This window comes from Amycolatopsis sp. CA-161197 (assembly GCF_050942255.1).
In the GTDB taxonomy this organism is placed as follows: Bacteria; Actinomycetota; Actinomycetes; order Mycobacteriales; family Pseudonocardiaceae; genus Amycolatopsis.
The window spans coordinates 2,025,080-2,050,360 of the sequence record NZ_CP192059.1; the positions used below are offsets into that span (position 1 = coordinate 2,025,080).

15 protein-coding genes, 2 tRNA genes and 1 riboswitch are annotated in these 25,281 nt (G+C 69.5%); of the genes, 13 read left to right on the plus strand and 4 right to left on the minus strand.

The annotated features are described in order from the left end of the window. The first annotated feature begins 19 nt into the window (after positions 1–19). Together ilvC and ACQPXB_RS09810 are read left to right on the plus strand one after the other, a co-directional pair. Positions 20–1,033, plus strand: a complete 1,014-nt coding sequence (gene ilvC, locus ACQPXB_RS09805; RefSeq protein ID WP_285969689.1) for a ketol-acid reductoisomerase — start codon at positions 20–22, stop codon at positions 1,031–1,033. Between the two features lie 111 nt (positions 1,034–1,144). Further along, positions 1,145–1,420 (plus strand): DUF397 domain-containing protein, encoded by a 276-nt coding sequence (locus ACQPXB_RS09810; RefSeq protein ID WP_432851016.1) that lies wholly within the window; start codon positions 1,145–1,147, stop codon positions 1,418–1,420. Here the strand turns inward: ACQPXB_RS09810 and ACQPXB_RS09815 are convergent. Both ACQPXB_RS09815 and ACQPXB_RS09820 read right to left on the minus strand, forming a co-directional pair. Next, positions 1,417–2,310, minus strand: a complete 894-nt coding sequence (locus ACQPXB_RS09815) for a nuclear transport factor 2 family protein (protein ID WP_432851018.1) — start codon at positions 2,308–2,310, stop codon at positions 1,417–1,419. The two genes, ACQPXB_RS09810 and ACQPXB_RS09815, sit on opposite strands and share 4 nt — an antisense overlap. A 79-nt stretch (positions 2,311–2,389) precedes the next feature. Further along, positions 2,390–3,730: an ankyrin repeat domain-containing protein gene (locus ACQPXB_RS09820; protein WP_432851020.1), complete on the minus strand. Its 1,341-nt coding sequence runs from the start codon at positions 3,728–3,730 to the stop codon at positions 2,390–2,392. 1,368 nt (positions 3,731–5,098) lie between these two features. Here ACQPXB_RS09820 and serA point away from each other — a divergent pair. The 8 genes from serA (at position 5,099) to ACQPXB_RS09860 (ending at position 18,428) form a co-directional block, all read left to right on the plus strand. Continuing rightward, the gene (gene serA / locus ACQPXB_RS09825; RefSeq protein ID WP_366579330.1) at positions 5,099–6,697 is read left to right on the plus strand and encodes a phosphoglycerate dehydrogenase; all 1,599 of its coding nucleotides are present in this window, start codon (positions 5,099–5,101) and stop codon (positions 6,695–6,697) included. A 272-nt stretch (positions 6,698–6,969) separates the two neighbouring features. Then, entirely contained in the window at positions 6,970–10,311 is a 3,342-nt protein-coding gene (locus tag ACQPXB_RS09830; RefSeq protein ID WP_432851022.1) for a S8 family serine peptidase, read from the plus strand. Positions 10,312–10,604: 293 nt separating this feature from the next. Then, entirely contained in the window at positions 10,605–11,645 is a 1,041-nt protein-coding gene (locus ACQPXB_RS09835; RefSeq protein ID WP_366579334.1) for a 3-isopropylmalate dehydrogenase, read from the plus strand. A gap of 1 nt (position 11,646) precedes the next feature. Further along, positions 11,647–11,775: riboswitch (cobalamin riboswitch) on the plus strand. A gap of 964 nt (positions 11,776–12,739) precedes the next feature. Beyond that, positions 12,740–13,753 (plus strand): FecCD family ABC transporter permease, encoded by a 1,014-nt coding sequence (locus ACQPXB_RS09840; protein ID WP_432856515.1) that lies wholly within the window; start codon positions 12,740–12,742, stop codon positions 13,751–13,753. Beyond that, on the plus strand, positions 13,754–14,542 hold the full coding sequence (locus ACQPXB_RS09845; RefSeq protein WP_432851025.1) for an ABC transporter ATP-binding protein: 789 nt from the start codon (positions 13,754–13,756) through the stop codon (positions 14,540–14,542). Beyond that, positions 14,535–15,539: an ABC transporter substrate-binding protein gene (locus ACQPXB_RS09850; RefSeq protein ID WP_432851027.1), complete on the plus strand. Its 1,005-nt coding sequence runs from the start codon at positions 14,535–14,537 to the stop codon at positions 15,537–15,539. Before ACQPXB_RS09845 ends, ACQPXB_RS09850 begins: the two co-directional genes overlap by 8 nt. Before the next feature lie 210 nt (positions 15,540–15,749). Next, on the plus strand, positions 15,750–17,372 hold the full coding sequence (cimA, locus tag ACQPXB_RS09855) for a citramalate synthase (protein ID WP_432851029.1): 1,623 nt from the start codon (positions 15,750–15,752) through the stop codon (positions 17,370–17,372). A 282-nt stretch (positions 17,373–17,654) separates the two neighbouring features. After that, complete coding sequence (locus ACQPXB_RS09860; protein ID WP_432851031.1) at positions 17,655–18,428, plus strand: fumarylacetoacetate hydrolase family protein; 774 nt, start codon at positions 17,655–17,657, stop codon at positions 18,426–18,428. A 1,446-nt stretch (positions 18,429–19,874) separates the two neighbouring features. On the opposite strand, the gene ACQPXB_RS09865 is transcribed toward ACQPXB_RS09860, so the two are convergent. Further along, a complete protein-coding gene (locus ACQPXB_RS09865; protein WP_432851033.1) occupies positions 19,875–21,116 on the minus strand; it encodes an FAD-dependent oxidoreductase in 1,242 nt (413 codons plus the stop codon). 344 nt (positions 21,117–21,460) lie between these two features. Here ACQPXB_RS09865 and ACQPXB_RS09870 point away from each other — a divergent pair, with 344 nt between their 5' ends. From ACQPXB_RS09870 to ACQPXB_RS09880, 3 genes are all read left to right on the plus strand, one after another. Next, the gene (locus ACQPXB_RS09870) at positions 21,461–22,297 is read left to right on the plus strand and encodes an HAD family hydrolase (RefSeq protein ID WP_432851035.1); all 837 of its coding nucleotides are present in this window, start codon (positions 21,461–21,463) and stop codon (positions 22,295–22,297) included. A 50-nt stretch (positions 22,298–22,347) separates the two neighbouring features. Further along, a tRNA-Gln gene (locus ACQPXB_RS09875) sits at positions 22,348–22,419 on the plus strand. Positions 22,420–22,519: 100 nt separating this feature from the next. Next, positions 22,520–22,592 (plus strand) — tRNA-Glu (locus ACQPXB_RS09880). Positions 22,593–24,640: 2,048 nt separating this feature from the next. Here ACQPXB_RS09880 and ACQPXB_RS09885 read toward each other — a convergent pair. Continuing rightward, positions 24,641–25,261 (minus strand): HU family DNA-binding protein, encoded by a 621-nt coding sequence (locus ACQPXB_RS09885; protein ID WP_386948483.1) that lies wholly within the window; start codon positions 25,259–25,261, stop codon positions 24,641–24,643. Between the last annotated feature and the right edge of the window lie 20 nt (positions 25,262–25,281).

The following is a 25,281-nucleotide window of genomic DNA, read 5'->3' on the forward strand; positions in this document are numbered from 1 at the left end:
GAAAGGAAGCAGTACCCCCATGGCAGTGGAAATCTTCTACGACGACGACGCGGACCTCTCGATCATCCAGGGTCGCAAGGTCGCCGTGATCGGCTACGGCAGCCAGGGCCACGCCCACTCGCTGAGCCTGCGTGACTCCGGTGTCGACGTCCGCATCGGCCTGCCGGAGGGGTCGAAGTCGCGGGCGAAGGCCGAGGAGCAGGGCCTGCGCGTGCTGAACGTCGCCGAGGCGGCGGCCGAAGCCGACCTGATCATGATCCTCGCGCCCGACACGAAGCAGCGCTTCATCTACTCCGAGGACATCGCGCCGAACCTGAAGGACGGCGACGCGATCTTCTTCGGCCACGGCTTCAACATCCGCTACGACCTGATCAAGCCGCCGGGCAACGTCGACGTCGCCATGGTCGCCCCGAAGGGCCCGGGTCACCTCGTGCGCCGCCAGTTCGTGGACGGCAAGGGCGTGCCCTGCCTGATCGCGGTGGAGCAGGACGCGACCGGTGGCGCCCAGGCGCTGGCCCTGTCGTACGCGGCCGCCATCGGCGGTGCGCGCGCGGGCGTCATCAAGACGACGTTCACCGAGGAGACCGAGACCGACCTCTTCGGCGAGCAGGCCGTGCTCTGCGGTGGCGCGTCGGCGCTGGTGCAGACGGGCTTCGAGGTGCTGACCGAGGCCGGTTACGCCCCGGAGATCGCCTACTTCGAGGTGCTGCACGAGCTCAAGCTGATCGTCGACCTCATGTACGAGGGCGGCATCGCGCGCCAGCGTTACTCGATCTCCGACACGGCCGAGTACGGCGACCTCACCCGCGGCCCGCGCGTGATCTCGCCGGCGGTCAAGGAAGAGATGAAGAAGATCCTGGGCGAGATCCAGGACGGCACCTTCGCGCGCGAGTGGGTCGCCGAGGACGAGGCCGGGCGCCCGAACTTCATCAAGCTCGAGGAGCAGGGCAACCAGCACCCGATCGAGGAGACCGGCAAGAAGCTGCGTGCCCTCATGTCGTGGGTGGACCGGCCGATCACCGAGACCGCCTGATCGTCTTGTGATCTCCCGGAAAGGCCCCCTCGCTCGCAGGTGAGGGGGCCTTTTCGGTGGTTTCGCCGTTCAGCGGCGAGACCCGCCGTGGCGGGTCGATACGCTGGTGGCATGAGTGATCAGCCCGTCGACGACAAGGCGCACATCCGGCACGAGCTGGACCTCACCGACGCCCCTTGGATCAGGGCCGAGCCCGAAGGCGTCACGCTCGAGGACTGCGTGGAGTACGCGTTCGTGCCGCACACCGACGGCGTCACGTACGTCGCGATGCGCCAGTCGTCCAAACCGGACGGCGTGGTGCTCGTGTTCACGCCGTCGGAGTGGGACGCGTTCGTGAAGGGCGTCCGCGACGGCGAGTTCGATCTGCCCGAGGACATCGAGGCTTAGGCGGTCACGCTGTCGACCAGCTCCTGGAGCCGGCCGGCCGCGGCCGCGAGCGCCGGGTGGTCGCCGTAGTCGCGCGACTCGACGATCTCCCCGTCGCGCACGCGCATCGCGAAGATGTTGTTGACGCGGAACGGCGTTGCGCCGAGTTGCCCCTCGTAGGCGAATTCGCCGATCAGCACCTCGGGATCGGTGCCCTGGTAGGTGACGAGGTCGGTGGCCTGCATGCGGATGCCGATCTCCCCGGCCAGCGCGAAGTGCGTGCGCAGGTCTTCGCGGGACTTCAGTGCGGGCGCGCCCGGCAGGAACGGGTGGCGGACGTCGGTGACGTCGGCGTAGAGGCCGGGCAGCTCGGACCAGCGCTGGTCGGAAACGCCGAAGCAGAGCCGCTGGAACACGCCCAGCGGGCTCTTGCGGTCGGCCAGGTGCGCAGGCCGCGGCCGGACCGGGCCGGGTTCGCGGGGCGGGACCTGGGCGTACGCGTCGATGAGTCCGGCCGCCGCGCCCTGGACGGCGGCCATGCGCAGGTAGTCGTGGTAGTCGCGGCTGTGGACGATCAGCCCGTCGCGCACGCGCAACACCTGGATGTTCTCGGTCTCGGTCTTTTCGCCGCTGAGTGACGATTCCACCGTGTACCGGTACTCGGCGACGATCACTTCGGGGTCCGTCGTCTCGTGGACGACGACGTCGCTCGCCGACAGCCGCAGCGTCGCCCCTAGTCCGCCCACGAACCGCTCGTGCACCGCTTCCCGCCCCTCGATGCGGCCGGGGACGGGGATCGCGGTGGGGTGCTCAACGACGGTGTTCTCCGCGTAGAGCCGGGAAAGCTCGTCGAACCGGCCGGTGGTGATGCCCTCGGAGAGCCGTTCGAAGACTTGCCGGGGTGTGGTCATGGGTGTCCTCCCAGTGGATGAAACGGAGTCCGTAGTCCGTCTCGTGTCGTCGACGATACGGACTACGTACTCCGCTTGTCTACCGGGCTTTCGCCAGCAGGGCGCGTGCGGCGGGGCTGTCGCACGCGTCGGCCCAGCCTTCGGGCGTGGAGCTCCAGAGGCCGTCGCGCGCGTCGAGGTCGGCGCCGGCCTCGACGAGGACCTCGATGACGTCGAGCCGGTTGTTCTGCGCCGCGAGGTGCAGGGCGGTGATGCCGACGCCGTGCCTCGGCCCGCCGAATGTCCCGACGCGGTTCACGTCCGCGCCCAGCTCCAGCAATGTCCGTACGGAGGCGACTTTGCCCTGCGCCGCGGCCCAGGTGAGGGCGGTGCCTCGGTAGACGTCGGCGTCCAGGTCGGCGCCGCGCTCGGCGAGGGTGCGCAGGGCTTCGGTGCGGTCGTTGCGCGCGGCCCAGCTGACGGCCTCGTCGAGGATCTCGCGGGGATCGTCGCCGGGGCGCCACGACGGGAAACCACTGTGGGGCCGGTAGAACTCACGGTGCGCACCCGCCGCCGGCGCGAGTGTCCCGTTCGGACGGACGAGCTCGTCCAGCAGCTCGGCGTCCCCGATACCCGCTGCGACGCGGAGGTTGCGAGGGGACCGCTCGCGCGTCGCCAGTTTTTCGGCCACGGCCTGGTTTCCCCAGAACAGCGCGACGACGAGAGGAGTCCCGCCGTCGCCGCGCGCCGACACGTCGAGGGGTGCGCCGGCGTCGAGCAGCAGGTCGGCGAGCAGCGGCAGATTGCTGTAAGCGGCCTGGTGCAACGGGGTCCAGCCGTGGGCGTTGCCGCGCGCGGGATCGGCGCCGCGTTCGAGCAGGACGCGCGTGAGCCGTTCGTCGCAGGTGGCGCCGGCCATGCCGAGGAGATCGTTGCCGTTGGTGCCGCGCGCGTGGACGAGCTCGGGGAACTCGTCGACCACCGCCGCCAGCCCGTCGACGTCTCTCGCCTCGAGGAGGCGAAACGCCCGCGCGAACGGCTCCCCGCTGTCCGCCAACGCCGCGACGTGCTCGCGCAACCCACGCCACGACCCGAACCCGTGCTCCTTGGCGACGACCGTCCGCGCGCCCTCGCGCGTCAACGGCTGCCGGTGACGCTCGAACGCCTCGCGCGCCCCGGCCGTCCCGTCCTCGGCGGACGCGAGCAGCCCGAGGGCGCGCTCGCTGTAGTACTCGGTGTCGGCGTGGTAGGCGTGCTGCAGATTCGGCCCGCCTTCGGTGACGCGCCGGACATACGCCTGCAACTTCGGCCAACTCGGAAACCCGTGCCCGCGCGCGACGCGGAACTGCGCCTCGGACAACTTGATCGACTCCGCGCGCGCCAGCTCTTTCGCGCGCTTGCGCAGCTGGGCGAGATCGGGTTTTACGGGCAACGCGGCCATGGGGGAGTCCTTCCTTCCCTCGGTTCGCCCGTGGTCCGCCGGCACCGGGCAGGGAAGAAGGCGCACACACCGCACTTCGACTTCGGGGGTGGGCTCAGCCCTTTCCGCGGACAGGACGCGGCCCTCACCGCGCCCCGCCACTGTACCGCCCGCCCAACCCGCTTTCGCCCCTCAACGGCGACGCCGCCGGCCGCCGGGCGTGGGCGTGGTGGGTGCTGGGGTGGGAAAGGGATGAAGGTCCCCGTCATGCATTGGTGGGTCACAGTGGGTATCGAGCTGCGGATGAAGGTCCCCTTCATCGGCAATTGGGCGAGGACCGCGCCGCGGAAGGAACGAAGGTCCCGTTTACCCACTGCTGGGTCACTGTGGGTGCCGAGCTGTGGATAAAGGTCCCCTTCATCGGCAGTTGGGCGAGGACCGCGCCCCGGAAGGGGTGAAGGTCCCCTTCACCCCTTCCGGGGTCACCGTAGGTGCCGAGCCGTGGATGAAGGGGACCTCATCTGCAGTAGGCCAGAACCGCGCCGCGGAAGGAGTGACGATCCCCTTCACCTACCGCTGGGTCACTGTGGGTGCCGAGCCGCTGGCGAAGGTCCCCTTCATTGGCGGTCGCGCCAGGAGCGCGCCGCCGAAGGTATGACGGTCCTCTTCACGCCTTCGGCGACCGGTCGTGGGTGAGGAGCAGTCGGTGAAGGGGCCCTTCACCCATTGCTGCGGAGGCGGTGCGGCCGTTAAGCGACGAAGGGACCCTTCATCCCGCGCTCGACTGCAGTCGGAGTTCGGGGCGGCATGAAGGTCCCCTTCATCCGGGGCGAGAACGAGTGAGGGGGACCTTCATGCGCCAGGTGCGCCGGATCGCCGCGCGCGAAGCGATGAAGGTCCCCTTCACTCGGCCGGGAAGGTCTGAACGGGACCTTCACGCACCGGCACACCAGACCGCGGTGCCCACGAAGCGATGAGGGTCCCCATCACCCCTACCCCACCCCACAGTCCCCCGAACGAATGAACCTCCCCATCACCCACCCGACCACCACGACGTGATAAATCCCTTTCACCCCAATCGCCCCAACCCCACCACTCCATCCCATCTCACCAGGTGGAACGCACAAAACCCCACCCACCGCACCCCGACCGCCACCACCCCGGCACCGTTTTCCTTGCCGCAAACCCAATCCCCACCCCGACGGCCGGTCGAGACCCCGACCCCGCTGACCGGCCCCGCGACGGAGTTTTCGGCGGATTACGAGCGAGTTAACAACGCGGGCAGCACCGGGGCCCCCAACCGGGCTAAACTCCCGCCCATCCGGGCACAACGGCGTGCGCCGTAGGAGAGCGTCCTCGATTTCGTGACCAGATAGTGGGAGCCGCATCGTGACCAAGCCCAGCAAACCCGTCGTCCTCATCGCGGAGAAGCTCGCGCCTTCCGTGCTGAGTGTGTTCGGTGACGAGGTAGAGGTCCGGCATGTGGACGGTACGGACCGTCCCGCGCTGTTCGAGGCGGTGAAGAGTGCCGACGCGCTCCTGGTGCGATCCGCCACGAAGGTCGACGCCGAGGTGCTCGGCCACACCACGCAGCTGAAGGTCGTCGCCCGCGCCGGCGTCGGGCTGGACAACGTCGAGGTGCCCGCCGCCACCGAGCGTGGCGTGCTGGTGGTCAACGCCCCGACGTCGAACATCGTCTCCGCGGCCGAGCACGCCGTGGCGCTGCTGCTGGCCGTCGCCCGCCGGGTGCCGGCCGCCGACCAGAGCCTGCGGGGCGGCGAGTGGAAGCGCAGCTCGTTCTCGGGCGTGGAGCTCAACGGCAAGACCATCGGTGTCGTCGGCCTCGGCAAGATCGGGCAGCTGTTCAGCCAGCGTCTCGCCGCGTTCGGCACGAAGCTGATCGCGTACGACCCCTACGTCTCGGCCGCCCGCGCCGCGCAGCTCGGCATCGAGCTCGTGCCGCTCGACGAGCTGCTGGCGCGCGCCGACGCGATCTCCATCCACCTGCCGAAGACGCCGGAGACCAAGGGCCTCATCGACGCCGAGGCGCTCAAGAAGACCAAGCCGGGCGTGATCATCGTCAACGCCGCGCGCGGTGGCCTGATCGTCGAGGAGGCGCTGGCCGACGCGATCCGCAGCGGCCACGTCGGCGGCGCTGGCATCGACGTGTTCGTCACCGAGCCCACCACCGCCAGCCCGCTGTTCGAGCTGCCCAACGTGGTCGTCACCCCGCACCTGGGCGCGTCCACCTCCGAGGCGCAGGACCGCGCGGGCACCGACGTCGCCCGTTCCGTGCTGCTGGCGCTGCGCGGCGACTTCGTGCCGGACGCGGTGAACGTCTCGGGCGGCGGCGCCGTCGGCGAGCACGTGCGGCCGTACCTGTCGCTCACGCAGAAGCTGGGCACGGTGCTCACGGCGCTGAGCCCGAAGGCGCCGACGTCGGTGACCGTCGAGGTCAAGGGCGAGCTGTCCAGTGAGGACACGTCGGTGCTGCAGCTCGCGGCGCTGCGCGGGGTGTTCGCCGGTGTCGTCGACGACCAGGTCACGTTCGTCAACGCGCCGCGGCTTGCGGAGGAGCTGGGCGTGCAGGTGGATCTCGTCACCGAGAGCGAGAGCCCGAAGTTCCGCAGCCTCGTCACGGTGCGTGCGGTCCACGCGGACGGCGCCGTGCTCACCGTCTCCGGTTCGGTGACGGGCAAGGACGAGGTCGAGAAGATCGTCGAGGTCAACGGGCGGCACTTCGACCTGCGCGCCGAGGGCAACGTGCTGCTGCTCGAGTACCCGGACCGCCCGGGCGTGATGGGCCGCGTCGGCACGCTGCTCGGCGAGGCCGGCATCAACATCGAGGCCGCGCAGATCAGCCAGACCACCGACGGTTCCGACGCCGTGATGCTGCTGCGCGTCGACCGCCACGTGGACAGCAACGTTCTCGAGCCGATCGGCGCCACCGTGGGTGCGCACACGATCCGCGCGGTGGACTTCAACTAGTCCCGCCTGTTTTTCGAAAGCCCCTTTCCCCGTCCGAGTGGCGGGGGAAGGGGCTTTCCTTTGTGGAGTCCACCCAGACGGGCAACATTCGTATAACGGAGCATTTTCGCCACGAAAGTAGGTGTATCGGGCAGCTAGGTTCTGTGCCGCGAGGCAGAACCACGCGCCGTGAGAGCACGGTGCGGCGCCGGTGCTCACCTGTCGGGGGTGGTTGATCGGGGAGCGCCAGGCAGGTTCGCGATCCAGGCCTCGAGTAAAGGGGTTGGGTACTCATGAGCAGATCCCGGTTGCCCGGGTGGGCTGCGCGTTCCACGGCTGCCGTGTCCGCGGTGGTCCTGGCCGCGGCCGTCTCCGCCGCGTCGGGCGCGTCCGCGCAGGGTGCGCCGCTCGCCGACCCGGTCGCGCCGGCCAAGGTCTCCGCCGCGGGGTTGCAGGGCAAGATCTCGCCGCGGCTCGACGCCGCGCGGGGCAAGATCACCGCGTTCGTGGAGCTGGCGATGAAGCCGGCCGTCGACGCGTTCAACGCCGAGCAGGGCAAGGGCACCGCCAAGGAGAAGGCCAAACAGGCCGCGCGCGCCGCGAAGGCGGACGTCGCCGCCGCGGTGGACTCCGTCGTCGGGCAGCTCAAGAAGGCCGACGCGGGCACGAAGCTGGTCACGCAGACGTCGAACGCCGTCGCGGGCGCCGTGGTGACGGCCGACGCGGCGAAGATCCGTGAGCTCGCGAAGCGTCCCGACGTCGTTTCGGTGCGCACGGTCGTGCCGAAGACGAAGAACAACGCCAGCGCCGAGCAGCTCACCAACACCCTCGCCAGCTGGCAGCAGACCGGCAAGTTCGGTGACGGCATCCGCGTCGGCGTCATCGACGACGGCATCGACTACACCCACGCCGACTTCGGCGGCCCGGGCACGCCGGCGGCCTACCAGGGAGTGGACCGGACCAAGCCGTCGCCGCTGTTCCCGAGCGCCAAGGTCGTGGGTGGTACGGACCTCGCCGGCGACGACTACGACGCCGAGGGCAAGACCGGCTCGCCGACGCCGAAGCCGGACCTCAACCCCATCGCATGCGGCGAACACGGCACGCACGTGGCCGGCACGATCGCGGGCTTCGGCGTGAACGCCGACGGCACCACGTTCACCGGCAACTACAAGAAGCTGAACAAGAAGCAGCTCGACGCTATGCGCATCGGCCCGGGCACCGCGCCCAAGGCCCTGCTCTACGCGATCAAGGTGTTCGGCTGCACCGGCTCCACGAACATCACGTCGCAGGCGCTCGACTGGGCGCTCGACCCCGACGGCGACGGTGACTTCACCGACCACCTCGACATCGTCAACCTGTCGCTGGGCAGCGACTTCGGCGCGCCGGACGACCCCGACTCGCTGTTCGTGCGCAAACTCGCCCAGAACGGCGTCCTGCCGGTCCTCGCGGCCGGCAACGGCGGCGACCTCAACGACGTCGCGGGCTCGCCGGGCAACACGCCCGAGGCCCTCACCGTCGCCAGCAGCCGCGACGCCGGCGAGCTGAAGGACGCCCTCGACGTCACGGCCCCGACGCCGGGGCAGCAGCCGGGCCAGTACAGCCAGGACTACACCGGCTACGACACGCTCGACCTCACCGCGCCCGTCGTGCCGATCTCCGCGGCCAACAACGCGGGCTGCGCCGCCTTCTCCGCCGAGGACAAGGCCAAGGTCGCGGGCAAGATCACGTGGCTGGAGTGGGACGACAACGACGCCACCCGCGCCTGTGGTTCCGCCGCGCGCGCCAACAACGCGCAGGCCGCCGGGGCCAAGGGCGTGCTGCTTTCGTCCACTTTGGAGCACCCGGCCGCCGGCATCGCGGGCAACGCGGGTGTGCCGATGTTCCAGCTCACCGGCAAGGCCACCACGGCGTTGCGCTCGGGCCTGACCGCGGGCACGCTCTCGGTTCGCTTCTTCGGCGCCGGCCGGGCCAGCCTGCAGACCACGGACAAGACCATTGTGGACACCCCGAGCTCGTTCACCTCGCGTGGTGGCCGTGGTCCGTCGGTAAAGCCGGACGTCACGGCGCCCGGTGACACGATCACGTCGGCGTTCCGCGGCAGCGGCAACGGCCGGCTCTCCATCTCGGGCACGTCGATGGCCACCCCGCACACCGCGGGCATCACCGCGCTGGTCCGCCAGGCGCACCCCGACTGGAACGTCGAGGAGGTCAAGGCCGACGTCGTGGGCTCGGCCGCGCACGACATCACCGACGGCGCCGGCCACACCTACGCGCCGCAGCGCGTCGGGACCGGTCGCATCGACGCCAAGGCCGCGCTGGACAACCAGGTCCTCGCCTACGTGCAGGACGACCCGGGCGCGGTGAGCGTCACGTTCGGCACCGTCGAGGCGGCGGGACCGGTCACGCTCAAGAAGACGATCAAGGTCGTCAACAAGGGCACCGCGCCGGTGGAGTACGCGGTGGCGTACGAGGCCGTGAACTCGCTGCCCGGCGTGCAGTACACAGTGGACAAGAGCTCGGTGAAGCTCAATCCGCGCGGGGTCGCGACGGTGAAGGTGACGCTGAAGATCACCGACCCGAAGGCGCTGCGCAAGGTCGTGGACCCGACCATGGAGGCCACGCAGGCCGGGCTCGCCCGCCAGTTCGTGGCCGACGCTTCGGGCCGCGTCGCGTTCACCCCGAAGAACGGCGCCACGGTGCCGCTGCGGGTGGCCGTGTACTCGGCGCCGAAACCGGTCTCGGCCATCACGACGCCGGCCGGCGTGCGCTTCGGCGGCAGCCAGACCCAGGCCGTGCTGAACCTGAGTGGCAAGGGCATCGACCAGGGCACCGGCGCGCAGCGCTACCGCTCGCTGGTCAGCGTGCTGGAACTGCAGGCGGAGTCGGCGCAGCTGCCTGAGTGCGGCGAGGGCGTCTCGTCCGACTGCACGCTCAACGGCACCGCGAAGGGCGGCGACCTGCGCTACATCGGCGCGGCGTCGACGGCCCCGCTCGCCAAGGCGCAGGGCGAACCGGAGAACGCCATGCTCGCGTTCGGCCTCACCACCTGGGGCGACTTCGCGAACCTGGGCAGCAACACGATCCCGTTCGTCGACTTCGACACGACCGGCGACGGCACGCCGGACTTCGAGACCTTCGTGACGAAGGCGACGGGAACCGACGTGCTCCTGGCGGCCACGGTGTCGCTGACACAGGCAGGCAACCCGACGGTGGACCTGCAGGCCGTCAACGGTCAGCTCGGCGACGTGGACACCAACGTGTTCGACACCAACGTGATCGTGCTGCCGGTCAGCATCGCCGCGCTGGGCATCGACCCGAACGAGGCGTCGCACCGGATCAGCTACACCGTCGGCACGGCGGGCTACTACGTCGCGCCGGGCAGCACCGACGGGCTGATCGACTTCGTCGGCACGCCGATCTCGTTCGACGCGCTGGCGCCGGCGTTCTCGGTGCAGGGCGGCGGTGACGCGGCCCTCGGCTACGTCGCCAAGCCCGGCACGCAGCTGGTCGTCAACCGCAACGCGGCGGCCGTCGCCGGCGACCAGCCGAAGGGCCTGCTGGCGATCGAGCACCACAACGCGGCCGGCTCGCGCGCGGATGTCGTGCGGATCGAGTCGGCGGTGACGCGGCCGTGAGGTGAGGCCCCGTCACCCGGCCAGACGGGGTGACGGGGTCCTCCGATCGGGGAAGGCGTGTCTCGCCGGCCAAGTTCCCCGAATAGCGGTGATAGGGGGCTTTCCGGGTCGTTGTGACCCGGGAGGCCCCCTTTGTCTTTCACCCGTTCAGGTGTCTCACCCTGCGGGAGGATGCGGCATAAGGGTGGTGCGGCTACGGCGTCTTGTCTACGGCCGGTAACCTTCCGCTGCTGGCGTTTTCTTGCGGATGGGCCATCGGTGCGTTCGGTGGCCTGGTCTACGGAGGTGTGTGGATGCGGCTCGCGGTGATCCCAGGTGACGGGATCGGGCCCGAGGTGGTCTCCGAGGCGCTCAAGGTGCTCGGTGAAGTAGCACCGACGGCGGAGATCACGAACTACGACCTCGGTGCCGCGAGGTGGCACTCGACGGGGGAGCTGCTCCCCGAGTCGGTGCTCGGCGAGCTGCGTCAGCACGACGCGATCCTGCTCGGCGCGGTCGGCGACCCGACGGTGCCCAGCGGCATCCTCGAGCGCGGCCTGCTGCTGCGCCTGCGCTTCGAGCTCGACCACCACGTGAACCTGCGCCCGGCGCGCCTGTACCCGGGCGTGCGCGGCCCGCTGGCCGACGCCGGCGAGGTCGACATGGTCGTGGTGCGCGAAGGCACCGAAGGCCCGTACACCAACAACGGTGGCCTGCTGCGCAAGGACACCGAGCACGAGGTCGCCACGGAGGTCAGCGTCAACACGGCGTTCGGCGTCCGCCGCGTCGTCGCCGACGCGTTCAACCGCGCCGAAGAGCGGCCGCGCAAGCACCTCACGCTGGTGCACAAGACCAACGTGCTCGAGTACGCCGGGTCGCTGTGGTCGCGGATCGTCGAGGAGGTCTCGCTGGAGCACCCCGACGTCACGGTCGCGTACTCCCACGTCGACGCCGCCACGATCCACCTGGTCACGGACCCGTCGCGCTTCGACGTGATCGTCACCGACAACCTCTTCGGCGACATCATCACCGACCTGGCGGCCGCCGTCACCGGCGGCATCGGTCTCGCGGCCAGCGGCAACCTCGACATCACGCGCCGCAACCCGAGCATGTTCGAGCCGGTCCACGGCAGCGCGCCCGACATCGCCGGCCAGGGTCTCGCTGACCCGACGGCCGCCGTGCTGTCGGTGTCGCTCCTGCTCGACCACCTGGGCCACAAGGAGGCCGCGCGCCGCATCGAGGCGTCCGTCGCCTTCGACCTGGCCACGCGCGACCAGGCGTCGCCCGGCACCACCCAGGCGATCGGCGACCGGCTGGCCGCGCTCGTCTCGTCGAACGTGCGCTCCGTCAGCTGACGTTCTCGTAAGGAACCCCCGCCGCGGAAGCCGGTCGAAATCCGGCGCTGACCCGCAACGGTAGGCCCGCAGTCTGCACTCTTCGCAGACCGCGGGCGAGCCCGACACCGGCGGTGGTTCTCGCATCACCCTCGTCCCTCCCGTCGCGGTCTACGGGAGACGACACCCCCTCCGTTCCTTGGCGTGGCTGCCGTCTTCGTTGTGTGGACCCTTGAGCAGATCGGGTCCTGCCGGTGCCACCTCCGAAGTTCTCGTCGTCCGACGGTCCGGACTCCTCGCCGTCCTTCCCGGCGGCTTCCGAGGGATCGCCTCCGGAATCGCCGCTGTACGGCGATTCCTCACCCGCCGGCCCGGGCCTGACCGACTCGCCCCCGACGGGGCCGACACCGGTGTCGCCACTCGACGGCCACTCCGAACGCGGCGACAGGACTGTCCCCGATTCGCCGCTCGCGGGATCCGGCGCACGCGAGTCTGATCCACTCACCGGGAGCCCGGACTCGGCGCCCCGAGCGTTGCCAGCAGATGGCGAATCCTCGCCAGTAGCGCCCGGCCCCGTCAGCTCGCCGTTGCCGGGGTCGTCATCGGTATCGCCGTTCAGCGGCGAATCCGACTATGCCGACCGAGCCGCCGATGATTCGACTCCGGCCGGATCGGACGTCGCCGAGCCGAGTCCACTGGCCGGATCCCCGAGCGCGTCGCGCGAGGCGTCGTCAGTGGGCGGCGAATCTTTGCGCGGCGGCTCCGTCTTGGCCGACTCGGCTCTGGTCAAGCCGCCATTGTCGCCGCCCGATGGCGAATCCTCGCTTGGCGTTCCCGCCCCGGGTAGCTCGCCCGCGCTGGAGTCGCCACTGGCGTCGCCGTTCAGCGGCGAGTCCGGTCGTGGCGACAAAGCCGCAGCTAGTTCGTCGCCAGCCAGGCTCGACGCCGAAGCGTCAGGTCCGCCAGCTGGAGCTCTGGACGCGCCACTCCGGCCGTTGCCGTTCAGTGGCGAATCGCGTCCCCGGCACAAATCCGCTGGTGGAAGCGGCCCCTCGCGCGACGGAAAGCTCCAGCGGACCACACCCGAGCCACCGAAGCGCAGACGCGTCGGGCCCATCGTGGTCGGTCTGATCGTGGTTTTGCTGCTCTCCATTGTCCTGGCAGTCGGTATCGGGACGGTAGCCGTGCCGATCACCCACACGTGGGAATTTCTGCGCGCCGGCCTCTTCGGCGGCACGATCCGCGCGGACGACGTCGGCCAGTACCGGATCATCTGGGACATCCGGCTGCCGCGGGTGGTGCTCGCGGTCGTGGTGGGCGCGGGGTTGGCGACGGTGGGCGTCGCGATCCAGGCGATGGTGCGGAACGCGCTCGCGGAGCCGTTCGTGCTCGGCATTTCGTCCGGGGCATCCGTGGGCGCGGCTGCGGTGACATTGTTCGGGGTGTTCGCCTCGTTGGGCATCTATGCGCTGTCGGCGGGCGCGTTCCTGGCCGCGCTCGCCGCGACGGTGATCGTCTACCTCGTGGCCCGCACGCGGCAAGGCCTCACGCCGCTGCGGCTCGTGCTCACCGGCACGGCGTTGTCCTACGGGTTCTTCGCTGTCACGACGGTGCTCGTCTTCCAGGCGCCCAACGGCGAGGCCGCGCGTTCCGCCCTGTTCTGGCTCCTGGGCAGCCTCGCCGGCGCCAACTGGGGCTCGCTGCCCATCGCGGCGGCCGTTGTGGTCGCGGGCATCGTTCTCCTTCTGGCCCTGGCCGGCCGGCTCAACGCGTTGGCCATGGGCGACGAAGCGGCGACGACCCTCGGCGTCGACGTCGCCAAGCTGCGGGCCGTCCTGTTCGTCGTCTGCGCGGCCATGACGGGTGTGCTCGTGGCCGTCAGCGGGGCGATCGGCTTCGTCGGACTGATCCTGCCGCACCTCGTCCGGCTCGTGGTCGGCGCCGATCACCGGCGAGTGCTCGCCGTGGCACCGCTCGCCGGCGCGGTTTTCCTCGTGTGGGTGGACGTTGCCGCACGGGTGCTCGCCGCGCCCGAGGAACTGCCGATCGGCGTGCTGACGGCGGCCGTCGGCGTCCCCGCGTTCCTGCTGCTGATGCGGCGGCGCGCCTACGTGTTCGGAGGTGCGTGAATGGACCTCTCGCTCCGCGGTGTCAGCGTCGAGGTGGCCGGTCGCACGATCGTCGAAGACGTCACCCTCGAAGCCGCGCAAGGACGGTTCGTCGGTTTACTCGGTCCGAACGGCAGCGGAAAATCCACCACTCTGCGCGCGGTCTACCACGTGCTCAGGCCTTCACATGGCGCGGTGCTGCTCGACGGCCGGCCGATCGGGGGACTTCAACCGCGTGACCGGGCGCGGGCAATCGCTGCCGTCGCGCAGGAATCCCACACGGAGTTCGACTTCACCGTCGCGGAGGTCGTCGCCATGAGCCGGCTGCCGCACCACGGCCTGCTCGACCGCATGACCGCCGCAGACCGGCGCGTGTGCACGGCCGCCCTCGAGCAGGTCGGCCTGGCGGACTTCGCCGACCGCGGCGTCCTGACGCTTTCGGGTGGTGAACGGCAACGCGTCCTCATTGCGCGCGCCCTCGCGCAGGAGCCGCGGATCCTCGTGCTCGACGAGCCCACCAACCACCTCGACATCCGCCACCAGCTGGAGATCCTCGCCCTCGTGCGGCGAAGCGGCCCGACGGTGCTGGCCGCCCTCCACGACCTCAACCTCGCCGCCGCGACGTGCGACACCGTGCACGTCCTCGACGGCGGTCGCCTCGTCGCGAGCGGAACGCCCGCGCAGGTGCTGCCCCCCGATCTGCTGGCCGAGGTGTTCGGCGTGCGCGCCCACGTGGTGACGCACCCGGCGACCGGCCGGCCCCAGCTGTTGTTCGACCGGCTCGAGTCCGAGGAGGACAGTCATGCGTAAGACGGTCGCGATGGTCCTGGTGGCCACGCTCTCCGTGACCGGCTGTGGCGCCCAGGTGTCCGAAGGGGACAGTGGCGCCGCGCCGGCGGGGTACCCGGTGACGGTGACCAATTGCGGTCAGCCGCTCACGGTCCGAAAGCCACCGTCGCGAGTGGTCACCAACGACATCGGCATCACCGAGCTGATGTTCGCCCTCGGACTCGACGACCGGATGGCCGGTTACGTCGTCGACAAAGGACAGTCGGGCGGTGTTGCGTCTTCGCCGTGGAAAGCCGATTTCACGAAGGTGCCCAAGATCGCCGAGAAGATCAACCGCGAAGTCGTGCAGGGCGCCGGCGCCGACCTGGTGTTCGCGGGGTGGAACTACGGGTTCTCCGAGAGCACGGGCTTCACCCCCGACACGCTCACGCAGCTCGGCATCCAGAGCTACCAGCTCACCGAAGCCTGCCGCAACGGCGTCGGCAAGCAGCGCGGCATCATGCCTCCGCTCGACGCGCTATACACCGACCTGCGCAATCTCGGCAAGATCTTCGGTGTCAGCGACCGCGCGGAGAAGCTGGTGAAGCAGTACAGCGACCAGGTCGCGGCCGTCACGAAGGCCGTCGCCGCTCAGGGGCAACGGCCCAAGGTGTTCCTCTACGACGACGGCCGCGACCAGCCGTTCACGGCCGCCCGGAACGCCGGCCCCGACGAGATCATCACCAAAGCGGGCGGCACCAACATCTTCTCTGACGTCGACGACAGCTGGACCACGGTCAGCTGGGAGGCCGTCGTGCAGCGCGCGCCCGATGTCATCCTCATCAACGACTACGGCGGCGAGGTCGGCACCGTCGCCGACAAGGAGAACTTCCTCCGTTCGCAGCCCGGCCCGCGTGACATCCCGGCCGTGAAGCAGGGCCGCTTCTTCGCCCTGCCGTACGCGGCTCTGGTGGAGGGCCCACGAAACGCTTCGGCGGTGCAAGCATTCGGCGCGTACCTGGCCGGTCTGCCCCGTTGATCGGCTCCCAGGAAGTGGGAAGCTCCGCCCGGCACTTGGATGCCGGGCGGAGCTGTGGCATCATGCAAACCATGACCGCCATCTCGATCATTATCGCCGAGCGCGCCGGATAGACGCTCCACAAGAGCTTCCGGCGCGCAACCTCTCGCACCCATGCGGGAGGTTTTTTTGTTGCCAGAAACAGGTTCTGCCCCGCCACAAGGAGACACCGTGACCCGCACGGAGCCCGCCGAAACGCCCCTCGGTGACGCCTTCCACCTCTACGACACGACCCTGCGCGACGGCGCCCAGCGCGAAGGCATCACGTACTCCGTCACCGACAAGCTCGCCGTCGCCAGGCTGCTCGACGAGCTCGGCGTGGGCTTCATCGAGGGCGGCTGGCCGGGTGCGTTGCCGAAGGACACGGAGTTCTTCGCGCGGGCGGCGAAGGGCGAGCTGGAGCTGAAGCACGCCGCGCTCGTCGCCTTCGGGTCGACGCGCAAGGCGGGCACCCGCGCGTCCGAGGATCCGCAGGTCCGCGCACTATTGGACGCCGAAGCGCCCGTGGTCACCTTGGTGGCGAAATCCGACCTCCGACACATCGAACGCGCGCTGCGCGTCGACGTCGACGAGGCGTGCGCCATGGTCCGCGACACCGTCGCGTTCCTCACCGGCGAGGGCCGGCGCGTGTTCCTCGACGCTGAGCACTTCTTCGACGGGTACGCCTTCTCACCCGACACCGCGCTGCGAGTGCTCGACGCCGGCGCCAGTGCCGGCGCGGACGTCCTCGTGCTCTGCGACACCAACGGCGGCCAGCTGCCACTCGGCCTCGCCGAAACCGTGCGCGAGGTCAAGGACAAGACCGGGTTCCGCTTGGGAATCCATTGCCAGGACGACACTTCCTGCGCCGTGGCGAACTCCATCGCTGCGGTGCAGGCCGGCGCGACGCACGTCCAGTGCACCGCGAACGGTTACGGGGAGCGGGCCGGCAACGCCGACTTGTTCGCCGTGACGGGAAACCTCGTGACCAAGCTCGGAATGGAGGTCCTCCCGATCGGAGGTGCCGCCGAGCTCACCCGCGTCTCCCATGCGCTTGCCGAAATCGCGAACCTCGCACCCGACACCCACCAGGCCTACGTCGGGTCGTCGGCCTTCGCCCACAAGGCGGGGCTGCACGCGAGCGCGATCAAGGTGGATCCGTTGCTGTACAACCACATCGATCCATCTTCAGTCGGCAACGGCATGCGGGTACTGGTCACGGAGATGGCCGGCAGGGCCAGCCTCGAGCTCAAGGGACGTGAACTCGGGGTCGACCTTGCCGGCCGGCCCGAAGCGCTGACGAACGCGGTGCGCAAGGTGAAGGACCTCGAAGCGGAGGGTTGGTCCTTCGAGGCCGCCGATGCGTCGCTGGAGTTGTTGCTGCGCCGTGAAGTCGAGGACGTGTCCGGTGAGGAGCCGGTGACGCCGCCGTTCCACCTGGAGTCCTACCGCGTCGTCCTCGACCACCGGTTCGACGGCGAGGTCGTTTCGGAGGCGACGGTGAAGGTCCACGTGAACGGGCAACGCGTCATCGCGACGGCCGAGGGCAACGGCCCGGTGCACGCGATGGACGCCGCCCTGCGGGAAGCGCTCAGCCCCCACCTGTCCTGGTTGGACGCGGTGGAGCTGTCCGACTACAAGGTGCGCATCCTGCCGTCCAACCCGGGCACCCACGCGGTGACCCGTGTCCTGCTCGAATCCAGCGACGGTGAGCGGGAATGGACCACTGTCGGTGTGCACCGGAACATCGTGGAGGCGAGCTGGATGGCGATGTGCGACGCGCTCGTCCACAAGAGCCTCACGGCTCGCGTCTGAGATCGGCGGCTCCTTTCTGCCGGGTTCGTCGGTGGGCTGTGTCGATGGGCGGTGTCGGGTGGGCTGCGTCGATGGCTGTGCGGTCAGGTTGACGCATCGGCGGCGTGGACGTCGAGGATTTCCGGTGAGAAAGCGGGCGAACGGACCTCTCGTGCACCTCGCGGCGATCGATCCGCAGGTCGCGGCCGGCACGAGAGGCCCATTCGCTCCGGGGCGGCGCGAAGTGACCGTTCGCGCCGCCGGGGGCGAGCGTCTCGGCGACGGCGTACGTAGACTGACCGGGTGCGTCTAGCCCGTATTGCTCATCCCAGTGGTGGTGTCGCGTTCGCTTCGATCGAGGGCGAGGGCGACGACGCCCAAGTCCTGGAGATCGCCGAGCACCCTTTCGGCCAGCCGAACTTCACCGGCAAGCGCTGGCCGCTCGCCGACGTCCGCCTGCTCGCGCCGATCCTGCCGTCGAAGGTCATCGCCGTCGGCCGGAACTACGCGAAGCACGCGGCCGAGTTCGGCAACGAGGTGCCCGCGGCGCCGATGCTGTTCATCAAGCCGTCGACCACGGTCATCGGCCCGAACGTGCCGATCCGCCGCCCGCGTGACGTCGGTCGCATCGACTTCGAGGGCGAGCTGGCGATCGTCATCGGCCAGCCGGTGAAGAACGTGTCCGCCGACCGCGCGGCGAGCGCGATCCTCGGCTACACGGTGGCCAACGACGTGAGCGCCCGCGAGCTCCAGAAGTCCGACGGCCAGTGGGGCCGCGCGAAGGGCTTCGACACGTTCTGCCCGCTCGGCCCGTGGATCGAGACGTCGATCGATCCGTCGGACCTGGCTCTGCGCAGCGAGGTCAACGGCGACGTCAAGCAGGACGGCCGCACGTCCGACCTCGTGCACAACGTGCCGGAGCTGGTCGAGTTCGTCTCGGGCGTCATGACGTTGCTGCCCGGCGACATCATCCTGACCGGCACCCCCGAGGGCGTCGGCCCGATCGTCGACGGCGACTCGGTCTCGATCACCATCGAAGGCATCGGCACCCTGACCAACCCGGTCCAGGACATCTGACTTCGGTTCGACCCGAGGCCCGCCGGCCGTTCGCCCCTGAATGGCGACGGCCGGTGGGCCTCCGTATTTCTGGGGTGGTGACTGAGGTCACCGGCTCGTGTTCGGTTCGGCTTTCGTCGTTGGGTGGCGACGTTGTCCTGGCCCCGTGCCGTGGGTTGGTGCTGTTGCCGCTGAGTGGCGAACGGGTGGATCGGCAGGTGGGCTACCGGTTTTCGGCGGGTGGCCGTGGCAACAGCGGGTGTCGCCACTCAACGGCGACGGCTTGGCGGGTGGGGAAAGCGGGCGCTGGGAGTCGCCCGGTGACCAAGCCGCGCGGCGGGGGTGGGGGTGGGCGTTGCCGCTCAGTGGCGACATCTTGGCCGGGGCAAAAAAGGTAGTTGGGCTGAGAGTCGCTGGTCACCCGAGCCTCGCAGCGGAGTGGAGTTTGGGCGTTGCTCCTCAGCGGCGACAGCCTGGCCGGCAGAAGAAATGGTCGCCGAGTTGGGAACCGTAGAACAGCTGAGCTCCGCGGCGCGGTCGGGTTGGGCGTGGCCGCTCCGCGGCGACAGCTTGGCCAGGCGGGGGACAGTGGTCGCTGGGCTGGGAGTTGCTCGGCGACTCAGCTTCGCGTCGAGGTCGCGACGGCGTTGCCGCTCAGCGGCGTCACTGTGCTCTTCGGGAAAGCGAGACGCTCGCTCGGAGGCGTTGGACGATTGAGCCGGGATGTCGCCGAGCTTGGTGACGATCTGGTGATCGCACCTCGCTGCGTGGGCCGGGCCGGTGTTGCCGTTCGGCGGCGACGCCCTGGTCGGCTGGGGAATGCTGTGCTGTGCTCGGCGGTCGGGTCGCGATGGGCGGTGTGGCCGGTGTTGCCGCTTGGTGGCGACGCCCGGTCGGCTGGGGAAGGGTGTGCTCTGCTCGGCCATTGAGCTGCGATGGGTGGTTTGGCTGGACATTGCGGTTTGGTGGCGACGCCCTGGTCGGCTCGGGAAAGGCGTGTTGCGCTCGGCGGTCGAGCTGCGATGGGCGGTATGGCTGGACGTTGCCGCTTGGTGGCGACACCTTGGTTGGCGATGGGAAGCGGCGCCGAGTTTGGTGTCGGCGTGGCGATTGAGCTTCACGGCACGGTCGGGGAGCAGTAGCCGCGCACTGGCGATGGCTCTGGCAGTGAGTGGAAGCGGGGCGGCTGGATTGGTGTCGCCGTTTTGTGGCGACGCGGAAGTTGGCGTCGGCGGGTGCACGTCGCCGTTGGGGCGTGGAGTGGATCGGCCTTGCCGTTGTGTGGTGGCGGTTCAGTGAGCTGGTGTTCGGCGTCGCGAAGCCGACGGGGGTGCGCACGGGAGTGCCGCCACGCATCGTGATGCGCGGCGGCACTTGGGTTGTGGTTGTGGGCCAGGCGGTTGGGGGCGGACTCGTTGCGTGGCTTGGTCGACGTGGCGAGGTCGTGTAGCAGTTGCCTCCGAACGGCTATTTCTTCCCGGCCGGTTCCATCGCGCGCCGGGCGAAGGCCGGGGCGTGTTCGGGGCGGAAGCCCAGGCCCAGCAGGCGCGCGGGGATGTAGGCGAGTTTCGGGAAGCGCGCGAAGAGGGCGATGAGCTGGGGAGGCGGGCCGTCGCGGTGGCCGGCCATGACGGGGCGCATCACGGCGCGGTGGAGGAGCCGTTGCAGGGTCTGGACGGCGATCGTCGGGAGCAGGCGGCGGGTGCGGACCTTCGCGAGGTCGGCTTGCGAGGCGGGGCCGCGGAGAAGGGGGTCGGCCAGGAGGGTTGCGGCGGCGACGGCGTCCTGGACGGCGAGGTTGATGCCGACGCCGCCGACGGGCGACATCGCGTGGGCCGCGTCGCCGATGCAGAGGAGGCCGTCGGCGTGCCAGCGGTGCAGGCGGTTGAGGCGGACGTCGAGGAACTTGATGTCGTCCATCGTCTCCAGTTCGTCGATGCGGTCGTCGAACTCGGGGCAGACCTCGACGACGTTGCGGCGGAAGTGCTCGATGCCGGCGGCGCGCAGGTCTTCGCCCTTCGGCGCGAGGTAAGCGATTTGGTAGTAGCCGTTGCGGGGCAACGGCACGGCGAACCGCCGGTGGTTCATGCGCGGCATGAGCATCGAGCCTGCTTCGTCTTCGTGGCGGGAAAGGCGGAACCACCAGACGTCGAAGGGGCAATCGAACTCGCGCGGCTCCAGGCCGGCCGCCCGGCGCGCGAGCGACCAGCGCCCGTCGGCGGCGATGACGAGGTCGGACTCCAGCTCGCCTTCGGTGCCGTCGGCCGTGCGGTAGCGCACGCCGGTGACGCGGCCGCGCGAGCGGAGCAGGCCGGTCATCTCCGTCTCGAGGCGGAGGGTGAACGTCGGTTCCTTCTGCGCCGATTCGGCGAGCAGGTTGAGCAGGTCCCATTGCGGGACCATCGCGATGTAGGGGTGTGGAACGTTCAACAGCGACAGATCGGCGAGCTTCATGAGACCGCCGTCCTGAGTGGGGAAGCCGGCTTCCCGCAACTCGCTGTGCGGGATGGCGTCGAACTTCTCGCCCAGGCCGAGCTCGTCGAGCAGCGTGAGGGTGGACGGGTGGACCGTGTCGCCGCGGAAGTCGCGCAGGAAATCGGCGTGCTTCTCCAGCACGGTCACCTCGACGCCCGCCCTCGCCAGGATCAGGCCGGCGACCATGCCCGCAGGTCCGCCGCCGACGACCACGCAGCGCGTGTGCTCGGTCATCTGACTCATCTCCTCTTTTCATCACCCGTTGAATAACCTCAGGATGCACCCGCGCCGGGTCTCACGTCAAGTGGTCGATGTGCCCCGGCGTCGACTGTCCAAAGAGGACTCGCGCGCGTGGGGAGGTCGCGCGTTCGCGCGCGGTTTCGTGGCAAGGTGGCCGCTTGAACCGTTTCACTGGCATCGCACGAATCGGTTCACTCACCCGGTTGGCCGGATTCCCGTGTCGTAACCGGATCAACACTTTCCACGCACTGGGAGTAGACGCGGTGCGCCGGATCAGTGGAGCGGCAATCACCTTTTTGGCCGCGTTGCGAACGCGGCGAGTGCCCTAGCCTCACTGGGTGGATTTCGCCGTGGCACCCCCGACCCCTTCGCGAACCGCCCCTCCGGCACCTGTCGGACCCGAACCGTGGGCGCCTCCGGAACTGCGTCTGGTCTGCCTCGACATCGATGACACGTTGATCGACTGCACCGCGGCGATCCGCGTCAGCCTCCGCGCGCTCACCGGCCGCAGCGACCTCTGGCCGTTGTGGGACTTGATCACCGAGGAGCACGTGGCGCTGGTCGTCGCCGGAAAACTCGGGTACGAGGTGATGCACCACCGTCGCACCGAATGCTTCCTCGCCGAGCTCGGTATCTCCGCGGACTCGGCGCAGGTGACCGCATTCGAGGCGCGCCGGCGCGACATTCTCGCCACGTCGTGGCAACTGTTCGACGACGTGCTGCCCTGCCTCGAGTGGCTGCGCGCGGCGGGCCTGCTGCTCGCGGCAGTGACGAACGCCTCGGGCGCGCACCAGCGGCGCAAGATCGCGGACCTCGGGCTGGCGCCGTTCTTCGACCACGTGGCCATCGCCGGCGAGATCGGCGTCGCGAAGCCCGACCCTGTGATGTTCCACTCGGTGTGCCTGGGCCTGGGCTGTGACCCGGCGCAGACCGTGCACGTCGGCGACAAGCTCGACACCGACGCGATCGGCGCGTACGACGCCGGCCTCGGCGCCGTCTGGCTCGACCGCGACGGGACCGGTCGTACCGGCGAACGCGCACCTGCCGGTGTACACACGGTCACAACCCTCGACGAGCTGCCTGAGCTGCTGGTTTCCGAGTACGCGACCGTCGGCGTCCCCACCCAGCGCGCGGCGGGGACCCCCGCTGCGCAGGTGCGCGGCAGCGTGCTCTAGTATTTCTCTCCGTGCGGTGCTGAACCGGCCGAGCCGGGAAAGCGCCTCACTGGGGTATGGTGTAATTGGCAGCACGACTGGTTCTGGTCCAGTTAGTCTAGGTTCGAGTCCTGGTACCCCAGCTGCGGAGAGTGACCCCCCTGCAGAGCGAGAAATCGGCTCTGGTAAGTTCTCTCCAGCAAGAAAACAGAATAGCTCCCCGGAAACGGGGAAAGATCCTAAGCCCCCGTCGTCTAGCGGCCTAGGACGCCGGCCTCTCACGCCGGTAGCGTGGGTTCGAATCCCATCGGGGGTACAGATAGTCGCCACCCAGGTTCCGCAGTTGCGGAACCTGGGTTTTTGGCATTTCTGGGGTTGGTTTCAGGGTTTGAGTGGGGCCTGCGGGTCTGTGTGGGTGGGTGTCTACACGGGATTGTTTGTGGCGGTGGGGTGGTGGCCCGCGTCTTTGGGTTCGGAGGGGCTGACCGCGGCGGCGTGGCGGGGGGTGGCGATGTACGTGGTGGGTCGTGCGGGCGCCGGAACTGCGCTCAGGGGGACCGCCGGAGCTTGTTCTGCGACCGGCGTGACTCGGGTAGCGGGGCAGGTTCTGGGCGCAGCTTCGAGTTATTGATCTGGGGGAGCGGCGGCCTTCGGGGTCGCTGTTGTTTCTGGTGAAGGGTCCTGGCCGGAGCCGGAGCCGGAGCCGGCAACTGGGGCTGGCAACTGGGGCTGGGCGGCTCGGCTGGACGAGTGCCGGTCGACGGGTCGGTGCTGAGTGCCAGTGCTGTGGGCAGGGACCCGGGATAGGTGGTGTCGCAGGGGTGACTTGAGTACGAGCGGGCCGGTGGGTTCGTCGACGGGCCGCTGATGTGTGGAGCGGGGACTCGGAGGAGGCGGTGCTGCCGGTGTTTGGCGTGGGCAATCGGCGTGCGAGGCCGTGCAAACGGGGCCGGTCGAAGCTGGGTGATGGAGGGGAGCGGGGTGGCCGCGCTGCTGTGGTGATGGTGGCGGCGTAGGCGTTCTGCGGGGGAAGTGGCTGAGGGGGAGCGCCGACGCTGTTCGCTGATGCGTGGGAGCGGGCTTCTGGCCGCCCCTCCCGGCGCTGCCGGGAGGGGCGGTGGTGTTGGGGGTGTCTCGCGCGCGAAGAAGGCCGATTGAGCCGGGCGATGCTGGTGCCGGGTCAGGGCTGGTGTGGCGGTGTTGCCGGCGACTGGCCATGGGCGGTCCGGGGGCGTTGCGTGTGAAGTCTGCTGAGTGGGCTGGCCAATGCGGTAGGAGACGGGGGAGTGGGAGTCCTGCCGGTGGCGGTGACGGTGGCGGGTCGGGGGTCTGCGCAGGAAGCGAGTTGGGAGACGGGGCGATGCTGTGCTCCGGGTGCGGGAGAGAGCGTTGAGGAGACGGTCGCGACGGTGAATGGCGATGGGTGTGAGGGGCGGCGGAGATCGTTTCGCTGATGGTGGGGGATGGTGTTGGCGGAGCCTTCGGGTAATGGTGATGCCTCGCTGAGTGGAACTGATTGGCGCATCGAACCATTGCGAGTGAAGGCGATTTCGATACGTTGATTTGGCGGCGCGGGGGAGAGCTGGATCGGCGCGGGTATTGAGTGCGGAGTGGTTATCGCGGAAGAGGCGCCTGAGTCGGATCGCTGTTGATGGGCTGCGAGACGAGCGTGGGGGAATGTGTCGCGGATCTACTCGATGAGGCGAGGATTCGTCGCGGAGGAAGGGAAGTGGGTGGGCTGGTGAGGTCTGAGCTTGACCGGCGAGGCGCAGGCCAGAGGTCCGCGGGCCGTAGCGCAGGCCGACCTGAGGTTCGGCGGGGTAGCGAGGTGGGGCAGCTGAGTCCGGCGCTGTGATGGCACGGTGAGGCCGGCGTGGGCGGTGAGGGCGGTGAGGGTGTCTTGTTCGGGCTGCGTTGCGATGCGGCGGGCGAGGCGGCGTGCGCGGTGAGGGAGTTCTGTTCGGGCTGCGATGCGGTGCGGTGGGCCGATGTCCGACACGGTGAGGCCGGCGCGGGCGGTGAGGGTGTCTTGTTCGGGCCGCGATGCCGTGTGGTGGGCCGATGCGAGGCGAGGCGGGGCCGGTGCCGGTGGAGAAGGAGCCTCGTCCTGGGACGCGGTGACGTGTGGCAGGAGAGGTAAGGCAAAGGCCCACGCCGGCGGCGAGATGGGCCCGTCCAAGGGCGAGTGTCGTGAACTGGAGTGACTTCAGGTCAGTTCGGGGAGGGAGTCCGTTGGTGGACAGATGGTTTCGGCCGTAACCGCCGGCGAGGCGAGAGAGCCCGGACATGCGGCAGGGCCCTCTCCCAATCAAGGAGGGGGCCCTGCCGTGAAGTGCACGTCCCGACGTAACCGCCGGGGTGGTGTTACTTCTTCTTCGCAGCGCTGGTGCGCTTGGCGGCCGGCTTGGCAGCGGCCTTCTTCGCGGCCGGCTTGGCGGCGGCCTTGGTCGCGGTGGCCTTGGCGGCGGGCTTGGCGGCCGCGGCCTTGGTGGTGGCGGCCTTGGCGCGCGTCGTGGCCGGCTTGGCGGCGGTGGTCTTCGTGGTGGCGGCGGGCTTCGCGGCCGTCGCGCGGGTGCGGGTGGTGGTGGAGCGCGTCGCGGCGGGGCGGGTGGCCGTGGTGCGCGAGGCGGCCGCCCGCGTGGTCGTGGTGGCGCGCGAGGCGGTCGCCGTGGTGGTGCGCTTGACGGCGGTGGCCTTGGGCAGCTTCTTCGTGCCGGAGATGACGTCCTTGAACGTCGTGCCCGCACGGAAGGCCGGCACGTTGGTCTTCTTCACCCGCACCGTCTCACCCGTGCGCGGGTTACGCGCGGTCCGGGCGGCACGGGCACGCTTCTCGAACACACCGAACCCGGTGATGTTCACCTTCTCGCCCTTGTTGACCGTCCGGATGATGATGTCGACGAGACCGTCGACGGCCTCCGAAGCAACCTTTTTGTCGCCCAGACGCTCCGACAGCGCCTCGATCAGCTGGGCCTTGTTGGCCATTCCAGTCCTCCAAGAAGAAC

What these genes read in the sequence shown, in the direction of transcription:
- ilvC (WP_285969689.1), top strand. Translation starts at nt 20, where the DNA reads ATGGCAGTGGAAATCTTCTACGACGACGACGCGGACCTCTCGATCATC.
- ACQPXB_RS09810 (WP_432851016.1), top strand. Translation starts at nt 1,145, where the DNA reads ATGAGTGATCAGCCCGTCGACGACAAGGCGCACATCCGGCACGAGCTG.
- ACQPXB_RS09815 (WP_432851018.1), bottom strand. Translation starts at nt 2,310, where the DNA reads ATGACCACACCCCGGCAAGTCTTCGAACGGCTCTCCGAGGGCATCACC.
- ACQPXB_RS09820 (WP_432851020.1), bottom strand. Translation starts at nt 3,730, where the DNA reads ATGGCCGCGTTGCCCGTAAAACCCGATCTCGCCCAGCTGCGCAAGCGC.
- ACQPXB_RS09830 (WP_432851022.1), top strand. Translation starts at nt 6,970, where the DNA reads ATGAGCAGATCCCGGTTGCCCGGGTGGGCTGCGCGTTCCACGGCTGCC.
- ACQPXB_RS09835 (WP_366579334.1), top strand. Translation starts at nt 10,605, where the DNA reads ATGCGGCTCGCGGTGATCCCAGGTGACGGGATCGGGCCCGAGGTGGTC.
- ACQPXB_RS09845 (WP_432851025.1), top strand. Translation starts at nt 13,754, where the DNA reads ATGGACCTCTCGCTCCGCGGTGTCAGCGTCGAGGTGGCCGGTCGCACG.
- ACQPXB_RS09850 (WP_432851027.1), top strand. Translation starts at nt 14,535, where the DNA reads ATGCGTAAGACGGTCGCGATGGTCCTGGTGGCCACGCTCTCCGTGACC.
- ACQPXB_RS09865 (WP_432851033.1), bottom strand. Translation starts at nt 21,116, where the DNA reads ATGACCGAGCACACGCGCTGCGTGGTCGTCGGCGGCGGACCTGCGGGC.
- ACQPXB_RS09885 (WP_386948483.1), bottom strand. Translation starts at nt 25,261, where the DNA reads ATGGCCAACAAGGCCCAGCTGATCGAGGCGCTGTCGGAGCGTCTGGGC.